This window comes from Sphingobacterium bambusae (assembly GCF_033955345.1).
Taxonomy (GTDB): Bacteria; Bacteroidota; Bacteroidia; order Sphingobacteriales; family Sphingobacteriaceae; genus Sphingobacterium; species Sphingobacterium bambusae.
Genome location: NZ_CP138332.1, coordinates 4,016,690 through 4,041,769, shown reverse-complemented (window position 1 = coordinate 4,041,769; position 25,080 = coordinate 4,016,690). Strand labels below are relative to the sequence as shown.

Below are 25,080 nucleotides of genomic sequence, written 5' to 3'. Positions count from 1 at the left end.
GGCTACAAGAAAGCAGGATCATCGGCCGCAACTCGGCCCGAGCATGCCTTTTTCACGTTATCCAAAGTCTTCTTCGCGATCTGGCTAAGCGCCTCGTCGGTGAAGAAGGCCTGATGCGCAGTGATCAACACATTGGGGAAGCTCATTAGTCGTTGCAAGGTATCATCTTCAATCACCGTATTGCTTAGGTCTTTAAAAAAGATCTTCTCCTCTTGCTCGTACACATCAATGGCCAATCCACCTAGCTTCCTACTTTTTAAAGCCTCGATAACCGAGAGCGTATCAATCAACCCTCCCCTGCTGGTGTTCAACAGTATCAGCCCGTCTTTCATCTGCGCCAATGATGCTGCGTTGATCAAGTGTGCCGTATCTGCGGTGAGGGGGCAATGCAGGGAAATAATATCCGCCTGCGCATACAGTTCTTCGAGCGTACAGTAACGAAGTCCTTCCCTTTTCAGCTCCGAATCTTCATACAGGTCATAGGCCAACAGTTGGCAGCCGAAGCCATGCATGATTCGACAAAAGGCCTTCCCAATCTTACCTGTTCCGATAACCCCCACCGTACGGCCAAAAAGATTGAAGCCCAACAGCCCATTTAACGAAAAATTCTGCTCTCGAACACGGTTGTATGCCTTGTGTGTTTTTCTATTCAGTGTGAGCAACATGGCCACGGTATGTTCAGCAACCGCCTCTGGCGAATAGGCTGGTACGCGGCAAACACGCAATCCATATTCTTTCGCCGCCGCCAGATCAACATTGTTGAAGCCTGCACAGCGCAGTGCAATAACTTTAACGCCTTTCTCTGCCAACACCTGTATGACGTGCCGATTGACCTTGTCGTTCACGAAAACACAGACTACATCCACGTCTTCGACAGCCTGCACGATATGTGGCCCCAGATGAGTTTCATAAAACTGATAGCTAAATTCGTTTTGCGCGTTTTCACGTTCGAAGAACGTACGGTCGTAGGGCTGGGTAGAAAAGAAAGCGATCTTCATATCTTTAAAGATAAGTAATAAAACATTCACTTTGGATGAGCAAATAGAAAGACTGACATCCGATATCCGCCAGTCTTTCTACGTTTTATTGATTAAGGCACAAAAACTGGAGCCTGATCGGGATGTGGATTCTGAACAAGCAGCCTGTTATTGACAACCTCCCTCTCTGGAATCAACATAATATGTTTACTGGAGTTTGCCGGGATGGTCAAGTTCAAATAATGACCGTCGGCGGTCGATTTGCTAAGCGGTTGCTGCAAGCGCAGTATGTCAAACAATTCAATCCCTTCCCCCCACATTTCCTTGCGTCTCTCGGTTAGAATAGCCGCAATCAACTCACTTTGGCTACCGGTAGTTGTCACGGTTGCGCCACGTTGATTCTGCAATGTATTCAGCACCTGCAGCGCCGTAGCAACATCGCCTTGACGCGCAGCTGCTTCCGCTTCCACAAGATACATTTCTGCGGCACGTAGATCATATAGCTCACTGTAGGGAGGCTCATCTTTAAGCTCTAGAAATTTCGTAGCGGCATACTTTCCCGTATACAGAGGGTTTGGAATAACGAGCAAACGTGGGTCGCCGGCCATTACCTCCTCAACAAAGTGGTTGGACGGCAAAATCTGCTCGGCTTGCCAAGGGGCGTTGTTCTGCCCAAAGTCAAACCAACAGGCAGGCGAGTCATACCACCAGTAGTCCTGCGGTCCTTGCGTGTAGCCCAAAACCCACTCATTGTTATCGGTCGAAAAACCCGCAGCATATTGCTGCATGGTCATCAATGGGTAGCTCGTCCGGATTGCGTTGGCATGAAGCTCTGCATTATCCCAATCTTCCATCGTCAAGTAGACCTGTGCCAAGAGGAAATCGACCACATCTTTATTATAGAAATTCTTATTCGGCCTATCGTAGCCTTCCAAAAGTTCAGAAGCTTGCGTAAGGTCGCCCACAATCTGTGTGTAGACCTCCGCTACCGAGGCCCGTGCTTGGGGCTCCAACTCGGCGGTCAACTGCAGGGGAACGCCCGGCTTATCCTTGGCCAGTGCATAGGTATGTTGGTACAGCCTAACCAGATTAAAGTAACAGCGTGAGCGCAAAGCCAGTGCCTGTCCTTTAATGGCGGCAATCTCGTTTTCATTTCCTGGAATATCGTCTACATATCCCAAGACGATATTGGCATTATTGATGACCTTATACATCGCCGTCCAAATAGCGACGGTTACCGCTCCGGTAGCGTCGTAGCGCTGGTTATTATAGGTATAGAAATTCCAATTGTTGCCCACCTGTTCTTGGTTGACCATCATATCCTCTCCGGAAACACTGGATAACAATTTAATGCCCAATGGGCTGGCTATATTCACGTTATTGTTCCCGTCGCGCATCAAACGATAGGCTCCTTGAAGGAGGATATTCAAACCGGTTACATCGTTAACAACGGTCGTATTAGTCAATGATGAGGCTGGTTCCTGATCCAAGAATTTATCACAGCTGCTGGTCAATAACGTTGCGCCTAAAAAGGCAAATGATAATATGCTATGGAGATTTTTCATGTACTGTATATCAAAAGGTTTATTAAAAGGAGATATTTACGCCCAATGTGTAACTACGTAATGCCGGCACGCCAGAAGTCGCATCGACCACGCCCATCGTCACGCCATAGTCCGCGTTATTACCAAAATTTTCCGGATCGGTACCGCGACGTTTAGCATTGCCAAATGTCAACAGGTTGTCGCCGCGGAAGTGCAAACGCATCGAAGCAAGCCCCCACTTGTTTGTAAGCGCACTTGGAAGCGTATAGCCGAACATCACATTCTTCAAACGCACGAAATCATTGTTGAACAAATATTGATCGCTGTATCGCGCATTGGAAAATGCGTCAAAAGTTCGGTAGGTATAGATCTTGGCAATATCGGTAACATCACCTTCCTGCTGCCAGCGGTTATCCAAGTTATCGTAAGCCGCGAAATTCTCCCGCAACACGTTGCTCTCGGAATAGTTGTAATCATACATCTTTCCACCAAAGCTATAGTAGAGCATAAAGGATAGATCGAAATTACGAAACCGTAAATTGTTTGTCAGCGCCCCAAAAACATCAGGCAAGACCGACCCTTGGTGGATTCGCTGCCGATCAACATTCACTTCATTATAATTCTCGGTGACTGTGCGCCCAGTAATCGCACCGCTTTCATCGAAATCATACTTCCACCATTGGTTATGCCCGTTAGCCGGATTGACACCTGCGTAAGAAGGTGCGTAAATATCGTAACGCGATCCACCTTCTTTCCATTTAAATGTCGTAACGCTAAAATTAAATTGTTCCTCTTCACTAGGTAGATTGGTAATCACATTTTTATAGCCTGTTGCATTGAGCCCAACCCGCCATTCAAACCTATCAGATCGTATCGGTGAATAACTCAGGTCGATTTCGTAGCCCTTGTTTTCCACGTCACCAATATTTTCTAGGATAGCATCCATTCCCAAGGATGGTGCCAGCGGCCTGCCCAAGAGTAGGTCTTTAGATTTTCTGGAAAAATACTCTACACTTCCCGAGAGATTATTGAAAAGCATAAACTCCACGCCTATATTACTCTGAATATTGGTTTCCCATTTAATTGTGGGATTGGCAACTTGCGATAGCGTAACGGCAGCATTCCCGGCGTAACTTGTTGGCCCATATAAAGCGCGATCGGCAAAATAACTATTCACCCGATCGTTCCCCACCTCGCCATAACTAGCCTTTAGCTTTAAGTCCTGCAACCAGCCTTTTGTGTTTTCCATAAAGGACTCTTCGGACATGCGCCAAGCGCCACCCAGCGAGAAAAAACGTCCCCAGCGGTGATCTTTATGGAAGCGCGATGATCCGTCTGTCCGTGCACTGGCTGAAATAAAATACTTCTGTTGGTAATCATACTCTGCTTTGGCAAAGAAACTGGCCAAGCTGTAACCGATGAAGCTGGATGTAGAGGTCGGATCGTTCGATGCTAGCGGAATCTCGGTGAAGTACGGTAATGCAAGTCCAGCACGCGTTGTTCCTGATCCCGTTAGTGTTCTGGAGTAGATTTCCTGACCGGCCAGCACATTGATATGGTGTTTATCTGCAAAGGTACGGTCAAAGGTCAACACATTGTTGAAGGTGTGGTAAAAGTTGCGGTAGGCATCGCGCTGCACGTATCCTTCGGAAGGCATCAGTTGGTTCTCCCGCTCCGGGCTCTTCCACATATGATAGAAGTTATTGACCAATTGAAAAGAATAGGTAGTCTTCAAAGAAAGTCCGGGCAATAATTGAAAGTTAAAGGATGAAACGGTCTGTAGGTTATCCGTTTGGCTATTTTTGTCTTCGGTCAAAGCACCGAAAGCGTTCCATCGAGGCCACCATGCACGGCCTGTTGTGACGCCCTCCTCTAAGTGCGGTTTACCGGTAAAAGGACTTATGGAGTAGCTGTTGGTTTCATAATCCCATAGGTAAGCCGAATATTCATTGGGCATGGTACGGAAAACGCGTGCATCGAATCCACCATTCTGATCGCCACTATTCATATACATAATGGAATTGCTTACCGTAAGCCAATCGTTCATTTTCGAGTTGAGGGCCATACGTCCCGTGAAACGTTTGAAATTATCGCTTACGTGCACGCCTTTGTCGCCGAGGTAGGAGAATGATGTGAAGTAGCTGTTGTTCTCGCCTAGGGTACCACTAAAATCAACGCCGTAATCTTGCTTTAAGCGATAGTCAAAGGCTTGTTCAAAAATATCTTCGTTCCATAACCTCTGCGCTTCTGGCTTTAGTTTACCATCCAGTCCTACCGGGTAGTCCATGTTCCAGCCCGAACGGTAGTCACGTGTTGTGCCGTTACTTAAGGTCAACGGTGTTCTGTTCCAGAAGACTGAAGGCAGGCGATTTGTTGCATACTCGCGTGCTGCTTGATCTGTCATTTGATCGAAATCTACTGCATCGTTATACAATCCTTCCCAAGCAAGCTCCCATTGCTTTCCAACAGAAACCTTCTCAGGGAACTTCACGGCAAAGTCGCTGGTAGACCAGCCGCCACGTGCATTGACACGCGGACTTCCGCTAGCGCCACGCTTCGTAGTGATGAGCACTACACCATTGGCTGCACGCGATCCGTACAAAGACGTCGCTGCGGCATCCTTCAAGACCGTGATCGACGCGATATCAGAAGGAGAATAGGAGTTCAAGCTCACGTCAGATGGCACTCCATCGACAACATACAAGGGCGACGTTTCCGCGGATAGGGAGCCCAAACCACGAATAGAAATCTGCGGATCTGCGCCGGGACGACCGGAAGTGTTTGTTACCTGTACACCGGCGGAAAGACCTTGCAAACCTTGCGCCACGTTGGATGTGTTCACATTTTCGAGCTGCTTGGCACTAATGGTCGTCGCCGAACCGGTGAAGGAGGTTTTCTTACTGGTTCCGTATGCGGTCTGTATAACGACTTCCTCCAACTGATGCGCCTCGCCATCTAGCAGCACGTCTACCGACTGTGCATTAAGTACCGAAACTTCCTTGCTGGTAAACCCGATAGCGGAAACACGAAGGTTAACTTCACCTTCAGCTATCAGTAGCGTGAAGGTTCCTTTCTCGTCGGTGGAACCGGTATTATCGGTACCCATCACTTTGATGGTCGCACCGACAACCGGTTGCCCTTTCGCATCCTTGACCGTTCCGCTCAAAGATCGTTGTTGCGCAAACGAAAAGCCTGTAAAAAGTATGAACATTTTACATAGCAAAATAAATTTCAATTTCTTCATCTTGATTTATTACGTTTTGATTAGTATAAAACCCCATTATTAGCGCATCAGAAAGAGTGCTCTTGACTTGCGCCAACATAAAAAGGCTTAAAAACAAAACTAATAAGACAAGAACAGCTTGCACACGCAGAATTTCACCAATTCAACCCCGATATTACCCAAGCGACACTTATTTCAATTACTATGTTAATAATATTCAGTAAAAAAGGGTATTAACGAATAGTTTCCCAAACCCTTATCCCCTTAAATTCCGCAAATCCTACTTGGTTATTATTCGCTACCTGATAAATGCCCACGCGCAAAGATTTACCGTTAAGATCCGGACGCAAGAATGGGCTGCTGGGCAAATTTGTCCAACGCTTGCCGTCTTTGGAGCTCCGCAAGTAGAAATTGGCGCCGATCTTTTGAATCTGTAAAAACGGATCGAAGGCCATCCCCGTTCCGGTGTTAAGCTCTTGATGTCGGCGATCACCGATATTACGTACCAGATTACCAAGGTTCCAGCCCGTCAAAATCGTATTGTTGAGGTAGGCTCCACGATGACCGGCATCTTGAATCATCAATCCTCCTTCACTGGACGTGCGTGTACCGCTGGCTAAGCCCGCGACATCATGCAGCTGTACCTCCACCGTAAAGTCGCCCGTTAGCTCTTTATACAAAAACGGCCCATTCCATCCTTCAACGCCCCATTTGGTATCTTTAGAAGACAAACGCCACAGTCCATCTTTTTCAGATACAGTTAGCGCCGTACTGTCGCGATCGGCAGGTTGTGCAAGGGCATCCCAAAAGCCTAATGCGTTATCTTGGTTTCCGGCAGCCTTGGTTTTGCCTTGCAAGATATCGCGTACTACAGCGGAAGAAGGCTTTAGCTGAACAGCTTTACCGACGTTCCCGTAAATATCTTTTGCCCGAACTTCGATCAGATCATTACCAGCGGCTTTTGTGAAAAGATAAAAGGGCTCCTGCTGCCATCCCGAACCTTGACCTGCATAATCAAAGGCATAGCTTACAAGCTTATTCAATGGTTTCATCGCGACAAACAACTGCTCGTCGTTTATCAGATAGGGTTGCGTATCCGTTTCAAGGGATTGACGCACAAAACGTCCATCACTTTTTCGCTTCCATCCGGCATACATCGAGGCCACACGATTCGCATCCGCGGCATCGGCATAGACGCGCAAAGCATGGAGCGCTGCGCCCTGCTTTAAGGACAGCTGATCGCCGCTGACCTGAAGATAGTCCCGTAGACTTGCTCCCGTCTTTTCCGCGCCGTTTTCATAGCCATGAGATTGGTCTCCCGATTTAGATAGCAACACCTGCTTCCATGCCCCATCCATAAAAATATCCAACTCCAGCAGGTACGCATTGGCACGCAATAGTTGCGTAAGTTTGGGTAGCTGTAGCGCGTCACTTCGCAGCGCCACGCGACCTTTCACAACCTCGATACGACCGTTGTCCAAGCCAGCATGGCCTTCTGCAGGTTCGCCAGCCGCAAAAAATGCGAGACGTTCCTGCGTACCAAAAGCCGCATCGGCTGTTTCCAGCGCGAATATGCTACTCGCGGCTTCCTCTTGCTCAAAAACTTCCCGAACTTTATCCGCCGACCAAGCGAGGTCCGACAGCTGCACATCGGCGAGATAGCCACTGAAAAAATCTTCGCCGGATCCGCCAATGCTGAACCGTTCGGCACGCCGAACAAACAACATCTTATTTTGTTCCTTCACGAGCTTACCGTCTACATAAATACGCTCCATATAGCCGTCGAAGCTCACCACAAGGTGGTGCCAAGTATTTTCCGTTGGTGTCTTTTGAAAAGACATATCTGCCCATCCACCATGCTGTATCGCTCCTCTAGCCGGATCGCTACCATAGCCCACCGTAGCCAAGGTCAGATCATGCCCCGGTCTAGACCAGCTGAATAAAGGCTCTATCCGTGCTACTTTTGGGTTGTTCACCCAAGCACTAAAGGTAAAAGAGGCATTGCCATCGAGAGATTCAGGGATGGTAAACTCGCTGGACAAGCTGTTGGATCCGTCGAGGTAAAATGCAGGCTTTCCTTGGTAACTTTTGATCGGGACAGGCGACGAGGCTTTCCATTCCCCCGTGAGGGCACCTTTGTTCGCGATCGAAGTAACTTCGTCTCCTTCTTGATAGACTGATGCCTGCAGCTGAACCAAATTCGTTCCGCGCGCTTCAGTTGCTTGTGGCATGTTTTGCGCGTCCGACCATATGGTTTCTTCAGCAAGCTGGTTTTTATACACCTTGATATTCCAGATACCACGAGGTAGCCCCACTATCTGCGTATTATCAATTGTAACACGCACGAAACGTCCCTTGGCATTGGCTTTCGCGATGATCGGGCTGGCCCATTTATCATTTTTGCTGTTATCACTAAAGGTTGCCCATTTTTTACCGTCGTTGGACACTTCAATGCGGTATTGGTAGGCATAGGTTGGATACTCCATTTCCAACAATACCGTCTTGATTGTTTCTACCTTACCGAGATCAACCTGTAGCCAAGCTGATCCGCTGTTGTTTTCCGCCCGCCATAGGGTGCCGTTGTTGTTGTCCAACGCGTAGGCCGCTTGGAAATCGTCACTGTAAGACGACGAGGCCGTCACCGCTTTTCCAAAGGCGATATCTTGAAAAGGACGTGTATTCTTTGCCAACAGCCCTACCCCCTCATGCGTAGGCACTACGTTTTTGATGTTGCCCTTACCGTCAAAAAACAATTCATCGACGGCCACCTGCCGGTGAAAACCGCCTCCCGAATGTGGATTATTGTGTCTATGGTAAACGATATAGTACTTACCGTTTTCTTCCAGTATACCGTTGTGTCCCGGCCCGTGGATGCTACCATCCGTATTGGTGACCAAAATGGGATTTTCAGCGGGATACTCGTAAGGGCCAAACGGCCCTACTGTACTCTTTACATACTGCACCCGATAAGTGTGATCTTCGCAATGACCCGACGAATAGAGCAGGTAATAGATGCCGTTACGCTTAAACATGATGGGTGCTTCGAAGTAATCTTTGGCGATCGTGTTTGGGATGAGCTCAACGCGTTCGAAGGACTTCATATCTGCATTCATCAATCCTACGGCACAGCCATGATCGGAATAGATGCCCCATGTTCCCCAAAACATATAGATCTTGCCATCGTCATCGGTGAATGTTTGCCCATCCAGCGTGATGACTCCAGGAATCATGTAATTGGGCACAAAGGCCTTATCACCTTCCACCAAGGATGTCCAAGGTCCTACGGGCGAGTTGGAAACCGCCCCAAAGAGCTCTACCGGCTGACTATAGTACAGGTAATAACGACCATCGTAGCCTTTGGTCATATCAGGAGCCCAATACCAGTGGGTATTTGGCCAGTTCATGGGCTGTATGGTCCAATGTACGAAGTCTTTAGAAGTCCACACTTGCGATGGACCAAAACCGCCACCATTGCCATCGGTGGTCGCATACATGTAATAGGTATCCCCTATTTTTTTAATGGTAGGATCGGCAAAGTATCCCGGCAAAATAGGGTTCCCCGCATTCGCAGAAAGATGAGACACCGACGTTTGCGCCAACACAGCGATGCTTGCACAACAGGTATAAATAGTGGAAAGTATGTATCGTAAAATCATATGTAGGTAGTATTGACTTGCTAAATTAGCCATTCAGCAGGGCGATTGCTTAGAGTATCTTAACCAAGCACAATCGTATATTGACCAAGCGACGGCCAGCAAGCTAGCGAACAGAACGAGACGGCCGATTGGCGGACAAGGAGATTGTTGATAAACAAGGGTATAAATATTCGGGGGTTGCGTCAGCGACCCCCGATATTTTAGTTTCATGTAGTATGTTTTAAATATGCGCTATTGCACATTCACCTTGAAGACAAAAGTAGCCTGTGCTGTCTTGCCTGTCGCATAGGTATAGACCAATGCCTGCCGTATGGTATATTGATTTCCTTTCACCATGGCACCTGGATATTGTCCGATAAAGCAGCTGAGATCATTTGCATTGAACTCGGAAAACATAACCGAATTATTTCCCCAAGTGGTTACATTGCCATTGGCATCTAGCCAGTGTCCATAGCCATTGGCCGTTGTTGTGGCATTGAGCGTTCCATTTGCTTCTACGGCGTAGAATTTGATCTGTCCGCTGCTAAGCAAAGTAGCTACTTCGGTTGGCTGTATAGCAAATGCAGCGGCCAATTGTGCGGCATCGATAGCGACGGTAGCACCAGAGTAATCTGTTGCGCTATAGGCGAAATTCACTTCTTTATTCAAGGTTACACTGCGGGGTTCTGCCCCAGCATCGATAAAGCCTAGAATACCGGTATTGGTGAATTTGACTTCGTAGGGCCACTGTTCGTCATTGCTCTCCTCCTCGTCCCAAGCATGTGGTTGATACACCGACGGTGCACCCGTTACCACAAACCACAGCTTACTGCAGTTGGCCGGAATAGTAAAGGAAACATTGTTTTCTGTCCCTTCATGACGATCGCCATACACACGGGTGCCATTGTTCAACAGCGCAACGTATCCGTAGCGCCAGCCCGCACGACTGGCATCTACAGTATTGAATCCCGCCGCATTGGCCAAACCTTTGAAGGTGGTGGTCACCTGCGTGCCTGCCGCGGGCAGTTCTAAAGGAATTACATTGTAGCCTGTTGTACCGGGACAACGATCGTAGGTGACGCGGTAGCTGCCATTTTGCTGCAAGGCGAATTTGTTGGTATGCTTCCCGATGTAAGCTTCGCCGATAGTTCTGGTAGTAGGTAGATCCCAAGTAACAAAACGAGTGGCCGCCTCATAGATCTCATTATTAAATTGATTGACATTAATGCCGGTAATGCGCATGTAGGCCTGTATAGGGTCCTCCGGTTGCACAGCTTGTCGCCAAATTTTGCCAACGATATCAATACCATGCTTATCCGCCCAGTACCAATGGATAAAATAGCTGGCATAACGCTGCCATTCATGATGAATATGGCGGTGGTAGTTCTCCGTATAAACGGTGAAATTGTATGTGGAAAAAGCCTCTGCTGGGTAAGTTTGGTGCGCCTGCCACTGTGCTGTTTGTTCCCAGAATGCATTGCCTCCGTCGCCACCATATCCATAGCGAAAACCGGCGCCACCTTTCAAATCAGCAAATACCTGATATTGAAAGCTATGCCCGATCTCGTGGGCAATGGTCGAACCGACGGGCTTACAGGTCGCCGGATTGATCCACAGTGCGCCTATGGTATCGTCATAGCCGCCGCCATAGGCCATCCATTCGGTGGTGTAATGCAGAAATATCATCATTTTGTATTTGTCCAAGTTGGACTTGCCGACGCCCCGTTCGGCAAACTTAAGCGTATTGATATTGACGGCATAAAACTGCTCGGCCTTGCTAAGCAGGTCGTCGATATCCACGCGGTACACTTCGGGCACCGCCGCTGCATTGGGGTCGTTTGTACCGTATCCCGCTCCCCAAAAGACAATAAAGTGCGTGGATTCGCGGCTACGGTTATAAGACCAAGTACTGACGTTATTGTACAGGTTCATATCGCCGAACTCCTGCGGTACGTAGATCGCAAGCGTATCATTGTCGGCTGGCGTTTCTTCTCCAGGAAGAGGTTGAATTTGCTGGGCTGCAGCCTGATCCAAGAGTGCTTTATTACATGCCGTCATTCCCACGCCTAGCAGCATGAGCAGCGGCATTGCTATTTTTATCAGTTTGTTTTTCATCATTTCTGTTTTTAAATGAACATCATAACTCGCTTCGATCTTTTAATTCGCTTTGGTGAAACTGCGTAAGTGCGTAGTTATGGTAAAAGTACCCGAGGTATAAAACTTAAACGATATCAGGCCATTGAGGTCCTTGCTAGTTTCATTCAAGCGTCCGGCAGGAATCTTAAAATCATTCCGCATATTGGCATCCTCCCAGCGGGTGCCCCCCACAGAAAGGACCGAGAAATATGGGAAGGTGATCCCATAGTCGGGCATTTGATGAACCAGTGCTGTATCGGTAACGGTTAACGGGTAATAAGGATTCCAGTCCGTAAAATAAGGAAAGGTATTTGATCGGCGGACGATATCACCATCTGCAGGGCTCAAGATTTCACCATTTTTGTCAACAAATTTGTAAATGCACCAAGAACCTTCTGTGCCCGACTCGTGCTTTACATCCACGAAGATGTTAGCATCTTCAGTATAATACACATCATCGTTGTTCACCCTTTTGTAGGCAATCGTATGGGTGGTCGTTAAAGGGATCAGTTCTATGGCACAGGCATCGCTCAAGGTTCTTTTACCTTTACTATTGCTTACCTCCACATCGATATTGAATGTACCTGTCGGTAAATAGGAAGTGGCCGCAGAAAACTCTAGGCGTCCGCCTAAAGGATTGATCTGAAAGGGCGTTACCAAGCTATCTTTGATTTTTTGACCGAGCTTCTCCAGGGTATTATCCTCACTCGTTATCTGATCCACGAAGGTGTAAATCATGCGGGGCGCCGTAAAATCTTCGGTGATGTCCTTACCGCTATTGTCTTTCACCTTCAGCAAGCTCACGGATAAAGGATTCGTGGATCCATTACCGACAATCGGCGAGGAATAGGTTGTCTTTCCCTGCTCCACACGGAATGGATTGGCCAAGTAAAAGATGTGTTCACTAAGGTAGCCGATCTCGGGCTTGCTGCATGCGTAAACAACCAGTACACCCAGCAAAGCGACGAATAGTACTGGTTTGATTAAAAATTTCTTCATCATCTAAAACATTAATTGGTAAAGCTTGAAAACACATGCGTGTTTGCCAACACATGTAAAATAGTTCCCGTCCCGTTTTTGGTCAATATGCCCGTTGTTTGACATTGCACCCGTGTGGGTGTAGCAGCACCCACATCCTTAATGTAATACAAGAAGTAGACGGGGGTGGTAGACCAGGTATAGTAAGCTGCATCTGTCTGTAACACTTTTTGTATCTTGACAGCGGTCGTTCCCAAGGTATTGTAGGTCGTCTCCGTTGTTGATAGCTGATCTAAGGTCATTTTTTCATTAAAAAGGTATTGTTTGACCGAATCGGCCGGAAGATCCTCAAAAAGGCTCTCCAAGGTATAAACAGCATCCTCGTCCTCCAAACGCAGCGCTGTTTGTTTTTGCCGGATAAACAGGTTGACCGAACGATCAGTTGGTGCATAGAAAGTACCGGCGGAATTGACTTCTTCTTTCAGGTTGTAATGATCGATGATCGTCAGCAGCGTATCAAAATAATGGTAGGGATGCGCAGCTAAATAGTCGTAGGCATCGAGCGGTGTTTGCGCTTGATGCAACCCCGTATCCGTCAAATAGTCCTCCTTACTGCAGGAGGTCTGGAACAGCAGCAAGGATAATAGCCCTGCCGACAAAATAAGTTTGATATATGTTTTCATTCTACAAAATCTAATCGTGTTTATTGCATTTCAGAAGACCAGTATGCGGTTTGTGCAAATAGGGGGTTATTGCTGATCAAGAGCGGATCAATAGGCCAATAATATTTCCCCTGTTGAAATTCACTGCTTGAAATTTTCGCAGATCCACCGGAGCCAAAGCGATAGACGCCCTTTATTTTGGCTAGGCGCACAAGATCATAGAAACGATGTCCTTCCAGAAAAAGCTCCTTTCCTCGTTCATTGATTACCGCTTCAAAGAGATCCGCATTAGCTACCGTAGATGATCCCAAGCCAGCTAAGCCCCGAATGCGGTTCAGCAAGTCGCGGGCAGCGCTATACTCGCCTTGGTAGGCATGGGCCTCGGCCAGTAGTAAGGCAATATCCGACAAACGAAAGACTATAATATTACTCATATACAAAGGCATTACAGCTGTACCACTAGATGTATAGGAGAGGTTTTTATATTTTAAACAGATCGGATCGCCCGTATCAAAGAAATCAAAACCATGCTGCACCCGTAGGTCACTGCGATCGGTGAAAAGGGTTTGTCGCAAGGTCAGGGTATCTAATGGCCATAAGGCATTACCAGTATTCGTGGTTAAATAAGGTGTCTTTAGCGTAAAGGAACCGATCATGGCGGCGGCGGCTTCCGTGCTGCTGTTTTGCGCTATTTCAAAAATCCCCTCGGTAGAATTTCCTTTAAAAATATCCGTGTAGGTCGTCCGCGAGGCATAACTATAATAGTTGCTGTTCATCAGCTCTTTGGCAGCAAGTTCACAGTTTGCATAGTCGGCTTTCCAAGCGTAAATATGCGCCAGCAAAGCCAAGGCCGCTCCTTTGTTGGCACGCACATGTTTATCGACGGTAGATACGTTATCCCACCCGAGATAGCTTTTTGCCGTCAAGGCATCTTCCAAGGCTTTGTTCAGGACATCCTCTGCACTGGCGCGTTGGTAATTGGTCATGTCGAGACCCGTACTCACCTGATCGCTGACAATAGGAACACCGCCCCAAACACGCGCCATATAGAAGTAGGCAAAAGCGCGTACGAAATAGGCTTCGCCAATAAAATGACGGATCGAGGTCTCGTATTCCGTATCGAAGTTTGCCGCAGGAATCCGAGGCAGGTTGGCCAAACAATTGTTGGCTTGCACAATGGCGCTGTAAAAATGATCAAAGCGCCGATTCCGCATCATGACGCGCCAGGTGCTAGCCGCCGGGATGGCGATAGACCAATCGGCATCTTGGATGTAGTTAAAGTCTTCACCGCCAAGGTCCCGATCCGAGCTAAAAATATCGGTGGGTAAGTCGCCGTGCGCGTAATGGAAAAGACCATTATTCATCCCTTGGCGTAGTAGCGCGTACATACTGGCAACGGCCGAATTGCCATCTTTTTCGGTTTCCCAAAAGGTCTCGCTGGATTTGGAGCTGATGGGCTCCTCATCCAAAAATTTATTACATGCCGTGAGGCATAAGGTGACAGCGAGTGCTGCAAAAAATATATATGATTTCTTCATCGGATTTTTCATTTGAAATATGTTTAAATCGTGTTATTTGGTCGTTATTGTTAAAAGATCAAATTAACACCGAGCGTAAACTTACGTACCAGCGGATATCCATTTCCATCGCTGTAACCATTGGGCCGAACGGCCTCTGGATCGGGCAGCGTGGAATTGTTCTTTAGATACACATTATCAATCATCCCGAACAGGCGGGCGCTTTTGAGCTTCCAGCGGCTTACCAAATCCGTCGGAAGTGCGTAGCCCAACATAATATTCTTGATGCGGAAAAAGCTACCATCTTCCACGAAGTGCGATTGGGCGATATGCCAGCGGTCTATGCTGGTGTTGGTGATGTTTCCAAATTCCGCATCCGTATCACCTGGGCCTTCCCAGTAATTTAGCCCGTCCAAGGTAGAAGGTCCAGCAATGGTGCCCCAGCGCTGATAGATATCTGCCGCCGTTCCGTTCAACTTATCCGAAGTGTATCCGTTCCAAACCCGACGTCCTTGTATAAAGCTACATAGTACCGACATCGAGAAACCTTTGTACGCAAATGTGTTGACCCATCCACCCGTGACACGCGCATTGGGGCTACCATAATCCACTTTGTCGTTTTCGTCAATACGATAGTCTCCGTTTTGGTCTTTTAAGATAGGGTCGCCAGCGCGCATGGTTGCCCCCAACATGGTCATCTTCGTTCCTGTTAAAGGATCCGTAGGTACCTCCGCATCGGTTGCATATACCCCATCCACTTCCCATACTTTATAAGCAAATAGAGGCTTTCCTACGGTCAGTGTTTGTTGCATCCAAGCCGGGCCTACGACAAGATCCTGTCCACCATTGGGCAATTTGGTGATGTAATTATCATTGATCGCCAAGGTAAAAGTGCTGTTCCATTGGAATTTATTGCTGCGGGGCAGGATATCCGCGTTTAGGGTAAACTCCACGCCGGTGTTCCGCAGGTCGATCACGTTGCCGCTATATTGGGCATAGCCCGAAGTGGTCGGTGCAACGAGATCACTGTAATACACATTTTGGGCATCCCGAACATACCAATCTGTCGTGAGATTAAAGCGACTTTCAAAAAAGCTGAGATCAAGACCTACGTTGAACTGGGGATATTTCTCCCAAGTCAGGTTACGATTACCTGCATAGGAGTCATAATTTGGATGCAGGACGGTAGTTCCATTATAGGTAGTCGCTCTCGCTGAAGCGCCTTGTCCAAACGATGAATTATAGTAGGTTGCATTACTGGATAAGAGGTTATACTGCGCATAGTAGTTGGCCGGGTCATTTCCGGTCACACCGTAGCTGGCACGCCATTTAAACTGGTTCATCGTCGCTTTTAGCGGTTCAAAGAAATCCTCATCGGCCATATTGTAGGCTACCGAAAAGGAATAGAAATCTGTCCAGCGCTTGGAAACATTATACCGTGAAGAGGCGTCGCGGCGATAGCTGGACGAAAAGATATATTTTCCTTTATAATCGTAATTGAAACGTCCAAAAGCGGCTACGCGCTCCCTCTGTTCGACAAAGGTCTCCGCGAAAAGATCATTTCCCGGCGACATATTGTAAATGGTGCTTCCCGTCACATCGTAAGCGTATGCATAGGTCCTTTTATTACTTTGCTGCTGCGCCTGCTGACCAGCCACTATGTTTAGGGTATGGTCTTTCCAAGTCTTTGTCCAAGTTAGGTAATTCTCGATTTCCCAAACCTTCGTGAGATTCCCCCAATTGTAGGCATTGTCTGCACCCGTACCGTTGATAAAACGACTGTGCACCCAATCGCGACGGTTGTTATTATAGGTGTAGGAAAATGAACTGGTAAACCTTAAATCTTTTAAGATATCGATGTTGAGCTGCGTGTTAGACATAATAGTCGCTGTCACATCTTCATCCATGGTATCGTATTCGCCTCGGTAGGCCGTGATTTGTTGATCAGTTAGCTTCCAGAACGAGGAAGGAAAGCTCCAAGTGGTAAAGGGGAAATTATTACCATCGCCGAAGCCGTGTTTTATATCCACAAAAGTTGGATTTAAGGTTGTGGTAAGCCGAACGCGCTCAAAGGGATTGATCGTGAGGTTGAGCTTTGGCGCAAAGCGTTGCAGGCCGTAACCAATCATCGAACCATCTTCCTTGTAATATCCCATAGACAGGCGATATTGCGTGGTACCCGACGAGCCATCCATACTGGCATCCACATTGGTTGTGGGGGCTGTTTTGATGAAAATACCCTGCCAATCGCTGTTGTTGTTAAAAGCCGTATTTAAACTGTCGGTCAGGAACATGGAGAGGTTAGCCAAATTTTCCCAAACGCCCATCCTATGCAGCAGATCCATTTTTTGCCGACGCTCGCCCGCACCAACGGTAACCGACCGCAAGGTAGGCTTGGTGGCTATACCTTGGTAGAAATTGAGGTTGAATCGTGGTGGAGCACCAGCTTTCGCCGTTTTGGTTTTCACCATGATCACGCCATTTGCGCCACGAGAGCCGTATATCGCTGCAGCCGCGGCATCTTTGAGCACGTCAATGGACTCGATATCATTGGGATTGATCGAAATCAGCGGGTTGTTGCCGTAGGCATTGGGCATATCGTTAACGTCATAGATCATACCGTCGATAACATATAAAGGGTAACTGACGCCGCCCAAGGTAACACTATTGCTTCCCCGAATGTTGACAACACCGTTGCTTCCCGGCTCGCCCGATGCACTCAAAGCGGTCAAGCCGGCCACACGTCCTTGCAACATTTGGTCAAAGGTAGGATAGGGAATATTTTCAATCTCCTTCCCTTTGATGGTAGTCACGGCAGCAGTCACTTTCTTCCGGCTGACCTCTTGGTATCCCAACACCACCACCTCTTCTATTCCGGCACCATCTTCCTTTAACACAATGTTCATCTCCGCCAAACCGGCAGCCACGACCGAGGTCTGCTTTAGATAACCTACCGAACTGAATATCAACTCCGGAAGGGCTGTACTGGTATTGATTTGAAATTTTCCACTGACATCTGTCTTAGCTCCGTTCTTGCTGTTTTTCTCCGAAACGGAGACGTCCGCCAAGGCATTCCCGCGTTCGTCTTTCACTAGGCCGCTGATCATTCGTTGTTGTGCATAAAGCTGATTGCCCAGCAGAAACAACAGGGTTAAAATTCCAAACAGGATTTTTCTTGGGGGGTGTTCATGCATATTCATAATTTGATTTAATAAGTATATAGTTATGTTCAAAAATGTCAATCAATAAAATCAATTCACTATCCGTCAAATACTTATAGAATTTCGGTCACATGGTAGCCACGCCCGACTGTTGTCGGTCGCGCAAGGGTTAGCAGCTTTTGTAATTGATTAGTTACAACTCTATAAACCAAATTTAGCGGAACGTAAGACTATATTTTAGTCGGATTTTGCCTACTCATTACCATATTTTAACTGTTAAATTGACACTTATTATAAATCCCAATTTTAAGCGGAGGAGTTGCTGGAAAGAGTTTTGAAAAATGGATAAAAGAAGAGACGATCTATCGTTGATTTTGCGGTAGGAACAACAAAAAAGCCACCTGCAGAATGAGGTGGCTTCGGGTTATGATGTAGGGTTGACTAGATTATTCGTTTGCGGGGAAGCTAGGTGGTAGCTTTATGTTTACCAACAGCTTAATCCTGACATGGACTACTTGGCATTATTATTCCACGCTGGTGGATTGGTTCCAAGGAGATGCTTCACAAAAAAGTCCCTCCTTTTCTTCTCGCCATAGTCACCGCCGGAGGAATGCCCCATACCGGGTACGAGGATCAGTTCATGATCTTTGTTGGCTTTGATCAAAGCATTCGTCAATTGGTAGGTTGAGGAAGGATCGACGTTGTCATCCAGTTCACCAACGATAAGCATGAGCTTACCCTCCAAATTAGATGCATGCTCAATATTGGATGATGCGGCATATTCGGGTCCAATAGGCCATCCCATCCACTGCTCATTCCACCAAATCTTGTCCATACGATTGTCATGACATCCGCAGGATGAAACAGCAACCTTATAAAATTCGGGATGGAACAAGACCGCTGCAGTGGAGCTCTGCCCTCCGGCGGAGGTCCCATAGATTCCCACATGCTCGAGGTCCATAGAAGGATATTTTTTTGCTGCATCTTTCATCCATAGGATACGATCCGGGAAACCGGCATCTTTGAGGTTTTTCCAGCATACGTCCTGAAATGCTTTTGAGCGATTTGAGGTTCCCATTCCATCGATCTGCACCACGATAAAACCAAGCTCAGCAAGCTCTTGCATGCCGCTAGGATTCGGGATAAAAGTTTTCGGAACGAAGGAACTGTGCGGACCAGCATAAATGTATTCAATAACGGGATACTTCTTTTGCGGATCGAAATTAGTCGGGCGGATGATAATACCCCAGATATCCGTTTTTCCATCGCGCGCCTTGGATGTAAAAACTTCAGGCGCTTTCCAACCGGTAGCAAGCAACGCTTGCTCATCAGCCTGCTCTAAGGGCATCAACACTTTACCCGACTGATCACGCAATACCGCCTGTGGTGCCTGATCAATCCGCGAAAATACGTCAACGAAATAGGCACTACCAGGGCTGAAATAACCCGTATGGTTTGCATTCTCGTTGGTGAGTTCCTTCATGTTCTTACCATCAAAATCAATGCGGTAGTAATGTGTGAAGTACGGGTCTTGGCCCTTATTTTTGCCGCTTGCTTCAAAAACAATTTCACGCGCTGTGGTGTCAACCGAGACAACGCGGCGAACGACCCACTCGCCCTTGGTAATCTGTTTTTTTACGGCTCCTGTTTGCCCGTCATAAAGATAAAGGTGGTTCCATCCATCGCGTTCGGAAGCCCATATAATTTCTTTACCGTCTTGAATATCGAAACGATAGCGCTTTCCGCTGTAGTCGATAAAGGTCTTATTGGTCTCATTGATCAGGTATTTACTAGCTCCCACTACCGCATCCAACTCGACAACAGCGTACTGCTGGTGTCCACGTTTGTTAAATTCAAAAGTGATCGCACGACTATCGTCCCGCCAGTCGATGCGACTGACCGAAAATTGATTATCGATCAATGCTTTGTCGGTTTGGAAAAGGCTGTTCTTTTCCAAGTTGTATACAACAGGGCAATACTGTGATAAGGCATCCCCTGGTTTTGGGTAGTCACGCGTTTGCAATTTCGGTTGCAACTGGTCAAGTGGCGACGATTCCAACAACGTGAGTATCCGCACTTCGGCCTTGCGTACTTTGCTTGTTGCTATCTTTTTGCCATCGGGCGACCAATGTAAATGCGCCGCGTAATATTCACCTGTACTACCATCGAACGTCAGCTGTCTTTCTGATTTCGGATCTCCCTTCTTAGCCACATAGATATTGCTATTTTTGATGTAGGCTACTTGTGATTTATCTGGTGACTCTATGGGTTCAGCTTTGCTATCATCAAAACGCTGCCCCCAATAGCCGCCTCGGCGATCGTTTTTTACCTCTTCTTTTTTTTGCAGTTTCTCCGCAGTCCGATCCCAAGCCCAAGTATAGCCATCGTAGACTAACTCCAGCGGGTTTTTGTCGACCAGTTTCATACGTTCGGTCGAGATTGCTCGTTCGTCTACCGGCTTACCGGTCGCCGCTTGCAAAGCATCGGTCAGGGCTTTGAGCTCAAAAAGTGGGCTCTTTGTTTTTGCTACCGGATCTACAAGCACGTAATTCTTGCCCGATGCCGTATTCTTTTCGTACCAAGCCAATGTTCCAGACTCATTCCACTGAATCTGCGTTGGCACATGGTAGACTTTATTACTGATTTTTCCGCGGAGCTCCTGAGCCCGTTTGTAGTCGTCGACGGTGCCCTGCGCCATGGAGGCGCTGGCTGTTCCGACAAGGAAAACAAGGAGTTGAAAATATTTATTGTACATGGTTCTTAGGCTTCTTGTTAACAAAATAGAATATAGGGACGCCGGCCAACGCAATTAATATACCTGGGACGGTGTAATCGGGTTTGTACACCAACATAAGGATAATAAAGGCTAAGCCCATAATGATGTAAATGATGGGCAGCACTGGATAGCCGAAAGCTTTATAAGGTCTTTCCAAATCAGGCCGCGTGATGCGCAAGCGGATAACACCCGCAACGGCAAGAACGTAGAATACAACGACCACACAGGTAATCATATCCAGCAGATCGCCATACTTGCCGCTCAAACACCAAAGGCAGGCCACCAAGCACTGAATCCATAAGGCATAAGCAGGGACAGCATTTTTATTCAAGGTTCCGACCTTCTTAAAGAACAGTCCATCCTGCGCCATAGAATAGTATACACGGGCACCGGAAAGGATGATTCCATTATTACACCCGAAGGTACTGATCATGATCATCACGGCGATAATAGTAATGCCTACCGGCCCGAAGATTTCTTGCGCCGCACTCATGGCCACGCGATCCTTCGGCGCATTGACCATTTGATGCAGATCCAACACCCCGGTATACATCAAGTTGGTCAGGATGTAAATAACGGTCACAATGGTGGTTCCCAAGGCTAAACTTAATCCAATGTTGCGTTGGGGATTTTTGATCTCGCCGGCAACGGACGATGACGAATGCCAAGAGTCGCTACTGAACAGCGCCCCTACCAAGGCGGCAGATATGGCGCCGAACGCACCAAATGTGCTGTAATCGTCAAAAGAACCATCAAAATTTAAGCGGCGAAGGTTCCAAATATCTGCATTCAACCAGTTGATCTTCCAAATTTCATGCTTAAGCGCCAAAAATCCGAAAAGGATCAACAGAAGTAAACTAACGATTTTGATGAGGGTCAGGGTGGTTTGAACAGTTTTTCCGCTATTAATACCTCGGGAATTAATAAAAGTCAGGAGGATGATCACGCCAATAGAAAGTAACTGCGCAGAGGATACGTGGTAATCGCCCAAGACCAGCACATAGACATCCTCATCCAAAAAAGGAAACAGGTAAGCAGTGAATTTCGCGAAGGCTACGCCTACCGCAGCAATAGTCGCTGTTTGGATAACCGCAAAGAAGGTCCATCCGAATACAAAACTGACCAGTGGGTTGTAAGCCTCCCGAAGATATACATATTGTCCGCCGGCTTTGGGAAACATGGCGCTTAGCTCCCCATAGGTCAGCGCAGCGGTAAGCGTCATAAATCCACAGATCACCCAAATCAACATCATCCAACCCACCGAACCGGTGTTGCGCGCAATGTCGGCCGAAACAATAAAAATTCCGGATCCGATCATACTGCCGGCAACCAGCATGGTGGCATCCAACAGTCCCATAGATTTATGGAACGACGTATTCGTGTTTTCCATGGATGTCTCTAGTTGAACTTGTAAAACTTCCAAGTAGCCTCATGATCCGCAGCAAGCTTCTGCTTGGTCATGATTGCGCGTAGCATCTCCATGGGCATATAGTTTTCCTTGATCACTTGATCGTGAAACTGTTTATACGACATCTTGCCGCTGTCGACCAGCTCGTTTTTGATACTCATCAACTGTAGCCCGCCCACGAGGTAGGCCAACTGGTACAACGGGCTGTAACCACCTTCGAACGAGCGCTTCACCTCACCATGAGCATTTGCAGTCTCGAATCCGACCTTATCGACTAAATAGTTTATACATTGCTGTGGGGTCCATTCGCCTAAGTGGAACTTAATGCTGAAGGTTATCCGAGCACAGCGGTGCATACGCCAAAACAACATACCGATACGCTCTTCGGGCGTGTGGGCAAACCCTTTGCTATATAGTAAGAGCTCCCAGTATAGGGTCCATCCTTCCGTCCAAAATGGCGTATTGAAGGCCCGTTCGCGATAGGGCTTATGCCTTCTGTTCATAAAGTATTGCAGGTGGTGGCCAGGGTTCAGCTCGTGCTGCACCGTTCCTCGTGAAAAGTAAGGATTGTTGCCACGCATACTCATGAGCTTCTGCTCCTGCGTCATTCCATCTGTTGGGTACGAGATACTGATTTCACGCCCTCCCGTGAAAAAGGGATTCACCAACTGACGCTCAGGGGTCATCATGATCATACCCCAAGTTTCATCAGCCAAGGCAGGGATATCCATCAGTTCATTCTTTTGGATGAATTGTTGGGCATCATTATACAATTTCAAAATCAGCTCGGGCTGATGGCCTACCGGTACGTAAGAATTTTTCACTTTCTCCTGAGCGGCTTTCCAATCGTTGCCAAAACCCATTTCTTTGGATGCTTTGAGTAGTTCGGCCTCGCACCAAGCAAACTCTTGGTTTGCAAGGCGAAGCAGATCATCTGCCGTGTAGGCGATCATCTCGTCCTTCAACTGTTTGTTCAGTTCTTGACGACCAATGGGCGTTCCGCCAATCATGCTACCATCGTCAAATACTTTCCAGTCGCTTTTTGCTGCCAGCTTTTCACTGTAAGCATCCAATTTCTCGACCAACTTCTTATAGGCAGCAGGCCCCCACCAAGAGAACATCGGATCGTAGCCATTGTAAAAGTCGTAAGCGCTAGATAAGCGTAGCTTTAGGGAGTTTAACGTCTCCTTCAGGAAATTAACATCCTGATAGGGCAAGGACTTTACCGACTCCAGATCGGCCTGCGCTTTGTCCACACTTTTGGCCGCTTGGTCCAGTGTCTTTGCGATAGCCTCGCCATCGATAACCGTACCCCTTCTCCGCAATTTCTCCCAATCGTAAATTGCCTTGTCAAAAGGTAAGAACTTTGCCAGACGTTCATAGGTCTGTTTATTGCCCTGTAGTTCCTCCATATCCTGCGTCACCTTGCGCTTGAGCAAAACAAAATCTACCTGACCATTGGTTTCCAATTTAGCGTATGGAAATGCTTTAAGCTTGTCGAGGTAGGATTGATCAAGCGTCAGTAAACGCTGTATCTGCTCGGGAGATGCCGCCGCATACTGGTTTCCCCAGCCTTTGGGCATAGGCCCATAAAAATAGTTTATCGCCTGCACATCATGCCCGTATTGGACGATGAGTGGTTCTATCGGCGTGGTATGTGCATACAGATCTTCGTTTTGTGCAGTGGTCATTTGGTAGGAAAAGAGTAGCGAAAGACAGAGGACTGAATTTCTGGTTAGTTTACGTATCGATGTCATAATTTACAGAGGTTATTTATGTTTTTCAATCAAATCTATCCGGACTGAAAGCGCTGATATCGGTTTCGGTTTTTCGGCCGGCCAATATGTCGGCGACAGCCTTTCCAAATGCAGGCCCTAGACTGAGTCCCATCATGCCGCCACCGGCAGCGATCGTGACATTGGACAACTTGGACACTCGGCCCAAATAAGGAAGGCCATCAGGCGGGCATGGACGATAGCCAAACCATATCTTGTCTTCTGGATAGGCCACATCAAGCTCGGGAAAATATTTCGGTATGGATTCAACAATACCTTTCACTCGATTGCTGTATATCGTGTCATTAGCCGATCCCAGTTCCATGGTGCCGCTAAAGCGGATTTGGCCATTCATCGGCGTCACTGCCACACGCGCTTCCAAGAGCAGCGCCGCATGTTTCAATGTTTTATTTTCTTCGGGGCTGTACATAAAGGAGTAGCCTTTACCCGGCATCAACGGTGTTTTGAGGCTCAATTTGGAGGTTAATTGCGGCAAATAGGCGCCAGCCGTCACGATCACTTCATCAACGGCAAAACTACCTTTGTTCGTCAATACCTCCTTCACTTTTTGTCCAGATCGCACAAAGTTGGTTACAGTCGTTTGCGGATGAAACTCTACCCCGCGCGCCTTCAAGAAATCAATCAACTGCTGCATCAGTTTCGGTGGATACAGCTTACCGTCACATTTGTAAAAGGCAGCGCCCAAAACATCCAGCTTCAGCTGAGGCTCCAAGGCTTGCACCTGCTGGGCATCGAGGATGTCCACATCCAGGTTCAAATCTTGTGCACGCTTTGCGAGTTCTATTTCTTCATGCTGTACTTCTTTACTTTTATAGAGCATCATAATACCCGTTTGCTCGAGCTCGAAATCAAAACCGGGCGTTTCCGCCAAGCCGTCGTATAAGCCGCTGCTGTATAGGTTCAGATCGCGTATTGCTTCGGCATGCCGATCCACATGAGCTTTATTGGCATGCTTTAAAAACTTGAGTCCCCAGTCTACCAAGTTCCAGCTCAAATTTGGCCGAACGTAAAACGGACTTTTGCTGTCGAACATCCATTTTATCCCCTGCGCCACAATGCCGGGTGCCGCCAACGGTGTAAAATGGCTCGGAACGATCATCCCCGCATTGCCATAGGAACAGTTGTCTTCCAGCGTATTTTTCTCTAGAATAACAACCTTCCATCCTTCCTGCACTAAATAAAAAGCTGATGACAGCCCCGCTATCCCAGCACCAATAACCACCACGGTTCCTTTATTTGTTTCCACGTTACGCTTCTTATTATTTTA

At 47.5% G+C, this 25,080-nt stretch carries 13 protein-coding genes; all 13 read right to left on the bottom strand.

The features are described from left to right. Positions 1-2: 2 nt before the first annotated feature. The 13 genes from SCB77_RS16755 to SCB77_RS16695 all read right to left on the bottom strand — a co-directional run bounded on the left by SCB77_RS16755 (position 3) and on the right by SCB77_RS16695 (position 25,059). A complete protein-coding gene (locus tag SCB77_RS16755) occupies positions 3-998 on the bottom strand; it encodes a 2-hydroxyacid dehydrogenase (RefSeq protein WP_320183150.1) in 996 nt (331 codons plus the stop codon). 92 nt (positions 999-1,090) lie between these two features. Next, the gene (locus SCB77_RS16750) at positions 1,091-2,542 is read right to left on the bottom strand and encodes a RagB/SusD family nutrient uptake outer membrane protein (RefSeq protein WP_320183149.1); all 1,452 of its coding nucleotides are present in this window, start codon (positions 2,540-2,542) and stop codon (positions 1,091-1,093) included. A gap of 22 nt (positions 2,543-2,564) precedes the next feature. Then, entirely contained in the window at positions 2,565-5,765 is a 3,201-nt protein-coding gene (locus SCB77_RS16745; RefSeq protein ID WP_320183148.1) for a SusC/RagA family TonB-linked outer membrane protein, read from the bottom strand. Positions 5,766-5,977: 212 nt separating this feature from the next. Next, complete coding sequence (locus tag SCB77_RS16740) at positions 5,978-9,400, bottom strand: family 43 glycosylhydrolase (RefSeq protein WP_320183147.1); 3,423 nt, start codon at positions 9,398-9,400, stop codon at positions 5,978-5,980. Positions 9,401-9,631: 231 nt separating this feature from the next. After that, positions 9,632-11,497 (bottom strand): DUF4859 domain-containing protein, encoded by a 1,866-nt coding sequence (locus tag SCB77_RS16735; RefSeq protein ID WP_320183146.1) that lies wholly within the window; start codon positions 11,495-11,497, stop codon positions 9,632-9,634. A 39-nt stretch (positions 11,498-11,536) separates the two neighbouring features. After that, positions 11,537-12,517 (bottom strand): hypothetical protein, encoded by a 981-nt coding sequence (locus tag SCB77_RS16730; protein ID WP_320183145.1) that lies wholly within the window; start codon positions 12,515-12,517, stop codon positions 11,537-11,539. A gap of 8 nt (positions 12,518-12,525) precedes the next feature. Beyond that, positions 12,526-13,176: a hypothetical protein gene (locus SCB77_RS16725; protein ID WP_320183144.1), complete on the bottom strand. Its 651-nt coding sequence runs from the start codon at positions 13,174-13,176 to the stop codon at positions 12,526-12,528. A 20-nt stretch (positions 13,177-13,196) separates the two neighbouring features. Continuing rightward, positions 13,197-14,693 (bottom strand): RagB/SusD family nutrient uptake outer membrane protein, encoded by a 1,497-nt coding sequence (locus SCB77_RS16720; RefSeq protein WP_320183143.1) that lies wholly within the window; start codon positions 14,691-14,693, stop codon positions 13,197-13,199. A gap of 50 nt (positions 14,694-14,743) precedes the next feature. Then, the gene (locus tag SCB77_RS16715) at positions 14,744-17,866 is read right to left on the bottom strand and encodes a SusC/RagA family TonB-linked outer membrane protein (protein WP_320183142.1); all 3,123 of its coding nucleotides are present in this window, start codon (positions 17,864-17,866) and stop codon (positions 14,744-14,746) included. Positions 17,867-18,344: 478 nt separating this feature from the next. Then, the gene (locus tag SCB77_RS16710) at positions 18,345-20,588 is read right to left on the bottom strand and encodes a S9 family peptidase (RefSeq protein WP_320183141.1); all 2,244 of its coding nucleotides are present in this window, start codon (positions 20,586-20,588) and stop codon (positions 18,345-18,347) included. Beyond that, entirely contained in the window at positions 20,578-21,999 is a 1,422-nt protein-coding gene (locus SCB77_RS16705; protein ID WP_320183140.1) for an APC family permease, read from the bottom strand. Before SCB77_RS16705 ends, SCB77_RS16710 begins: the two co-directional genes overlap by 11 nt. An 8-nt stretch (positions 22,000-22,007) precedes the next feature. Beyond that, the gene (locus tag SCB77_RS16700) at positions 22,008-23,774 is read right to left on the bottom strand and encodes a DUF885 family protein (RefSeq protein WP_320183139.1); all 1,767 of its coding nucleotides are present in this window, start codon (positions 23,772-23,774) and stop codon (positions 22,008-22,010) included. Between the two features lie 25 nt (positions 23,775-23,799). Continuing rightward, positions 23,800-25,059 (bottom strand): NAD(P)/FAD-dependent oxidoreductase, encoded by a 1,260-nt coding sequence (locus SCB77_RS16695; RefSeq protein WP_320183138.1) that lies wholly within the window; start codon positions 25,057-25,059, stop codon positions 23,800-23,802. Positions 25,060-25,080: the final 21 nt, after the last annotated feature.

Coding starts and splice junctions, on each gene's coding strand:
- SCB77_RS16740 (WP_320183147.1), bottom strand. CDS start 9,400: ATGATTTTACGATACATACTTTCCACTATTTATACCTGTTGTGCAAGC.
- SCB77_RS16710 (WP_320183141.1), bottom strand. CDS start 20,588: ATGTACAATAAATATTTTCAACTCCTTGTTTTCCTTGTCGGAACAGCC.
- SCB77_RS16730 (WP_320183145.1), bottom strand. CDS start 12,517: ATGATGAAGAAATTTTTAATCAAACCAGTACTATTCGTCGCTTTGCTG.
- SCB77_RS16735 (WP_320183146.1), bottom strand. CDS start 11,497: ATGATGAAAAACAAACTGATAAAAATAGCAATGCCGCTGCTCATGCTG.
- SCB77_RS16750 (WP_320183149.1), bottom strand. CDS start 2,542: ATGAAAAATCTCCATAGCATATTATCATTTGCCTTTTTAGGCGCAACG.
- SCB77_RS16755 (WP_320183150.1), bottom strand. CDS start 998: ATGAAGATCGCTTTCTTTTCTACCCAGCCCTACGACCGTACGTTCTTC.
- SCB77_RS16745 (WP_320183148.1), bottom strand. CDS start 5,765: ATGAAGAAATTGAAATTTATTTTGCTATGTAAAATGTTCATACTTTTT.
- SCB77_RS16715 (WP_320183142.1), bottom strand. CDS start 17,866: ATGCATGAACACCCCCCAAGAAAAATCCTGTTTGGAATTTTAACCCTG.
- SCB77_RS16725 (WP_320183144.1), bottom strand. CDS start 13,176: ATGAAAACATATATCAAACTTATTTTGTCGGCAGGGCTATTATCCTTG.
- SCB77_RS16700 (WP_320183139.1), bottom strand. CDS start 23,774: ATGACATCGATACGTAAACTAACCAGAAATTCAGTCCTCTGTCTTTCG.
- SCB77_RS16705 (WP_320183140.1), bottom strand. CDS start 21,999: ATGGAAAACACGAATACGTCGTTCCATAAATCTATGGGACTGTTGGAT.
- SCB77_RS16720 (WP_320183143.1), bottom strand. CDS start 14,693: ATGAAGAAATCATATATATTTTTTGCAGCACTCGCTGTCACCTTATGC.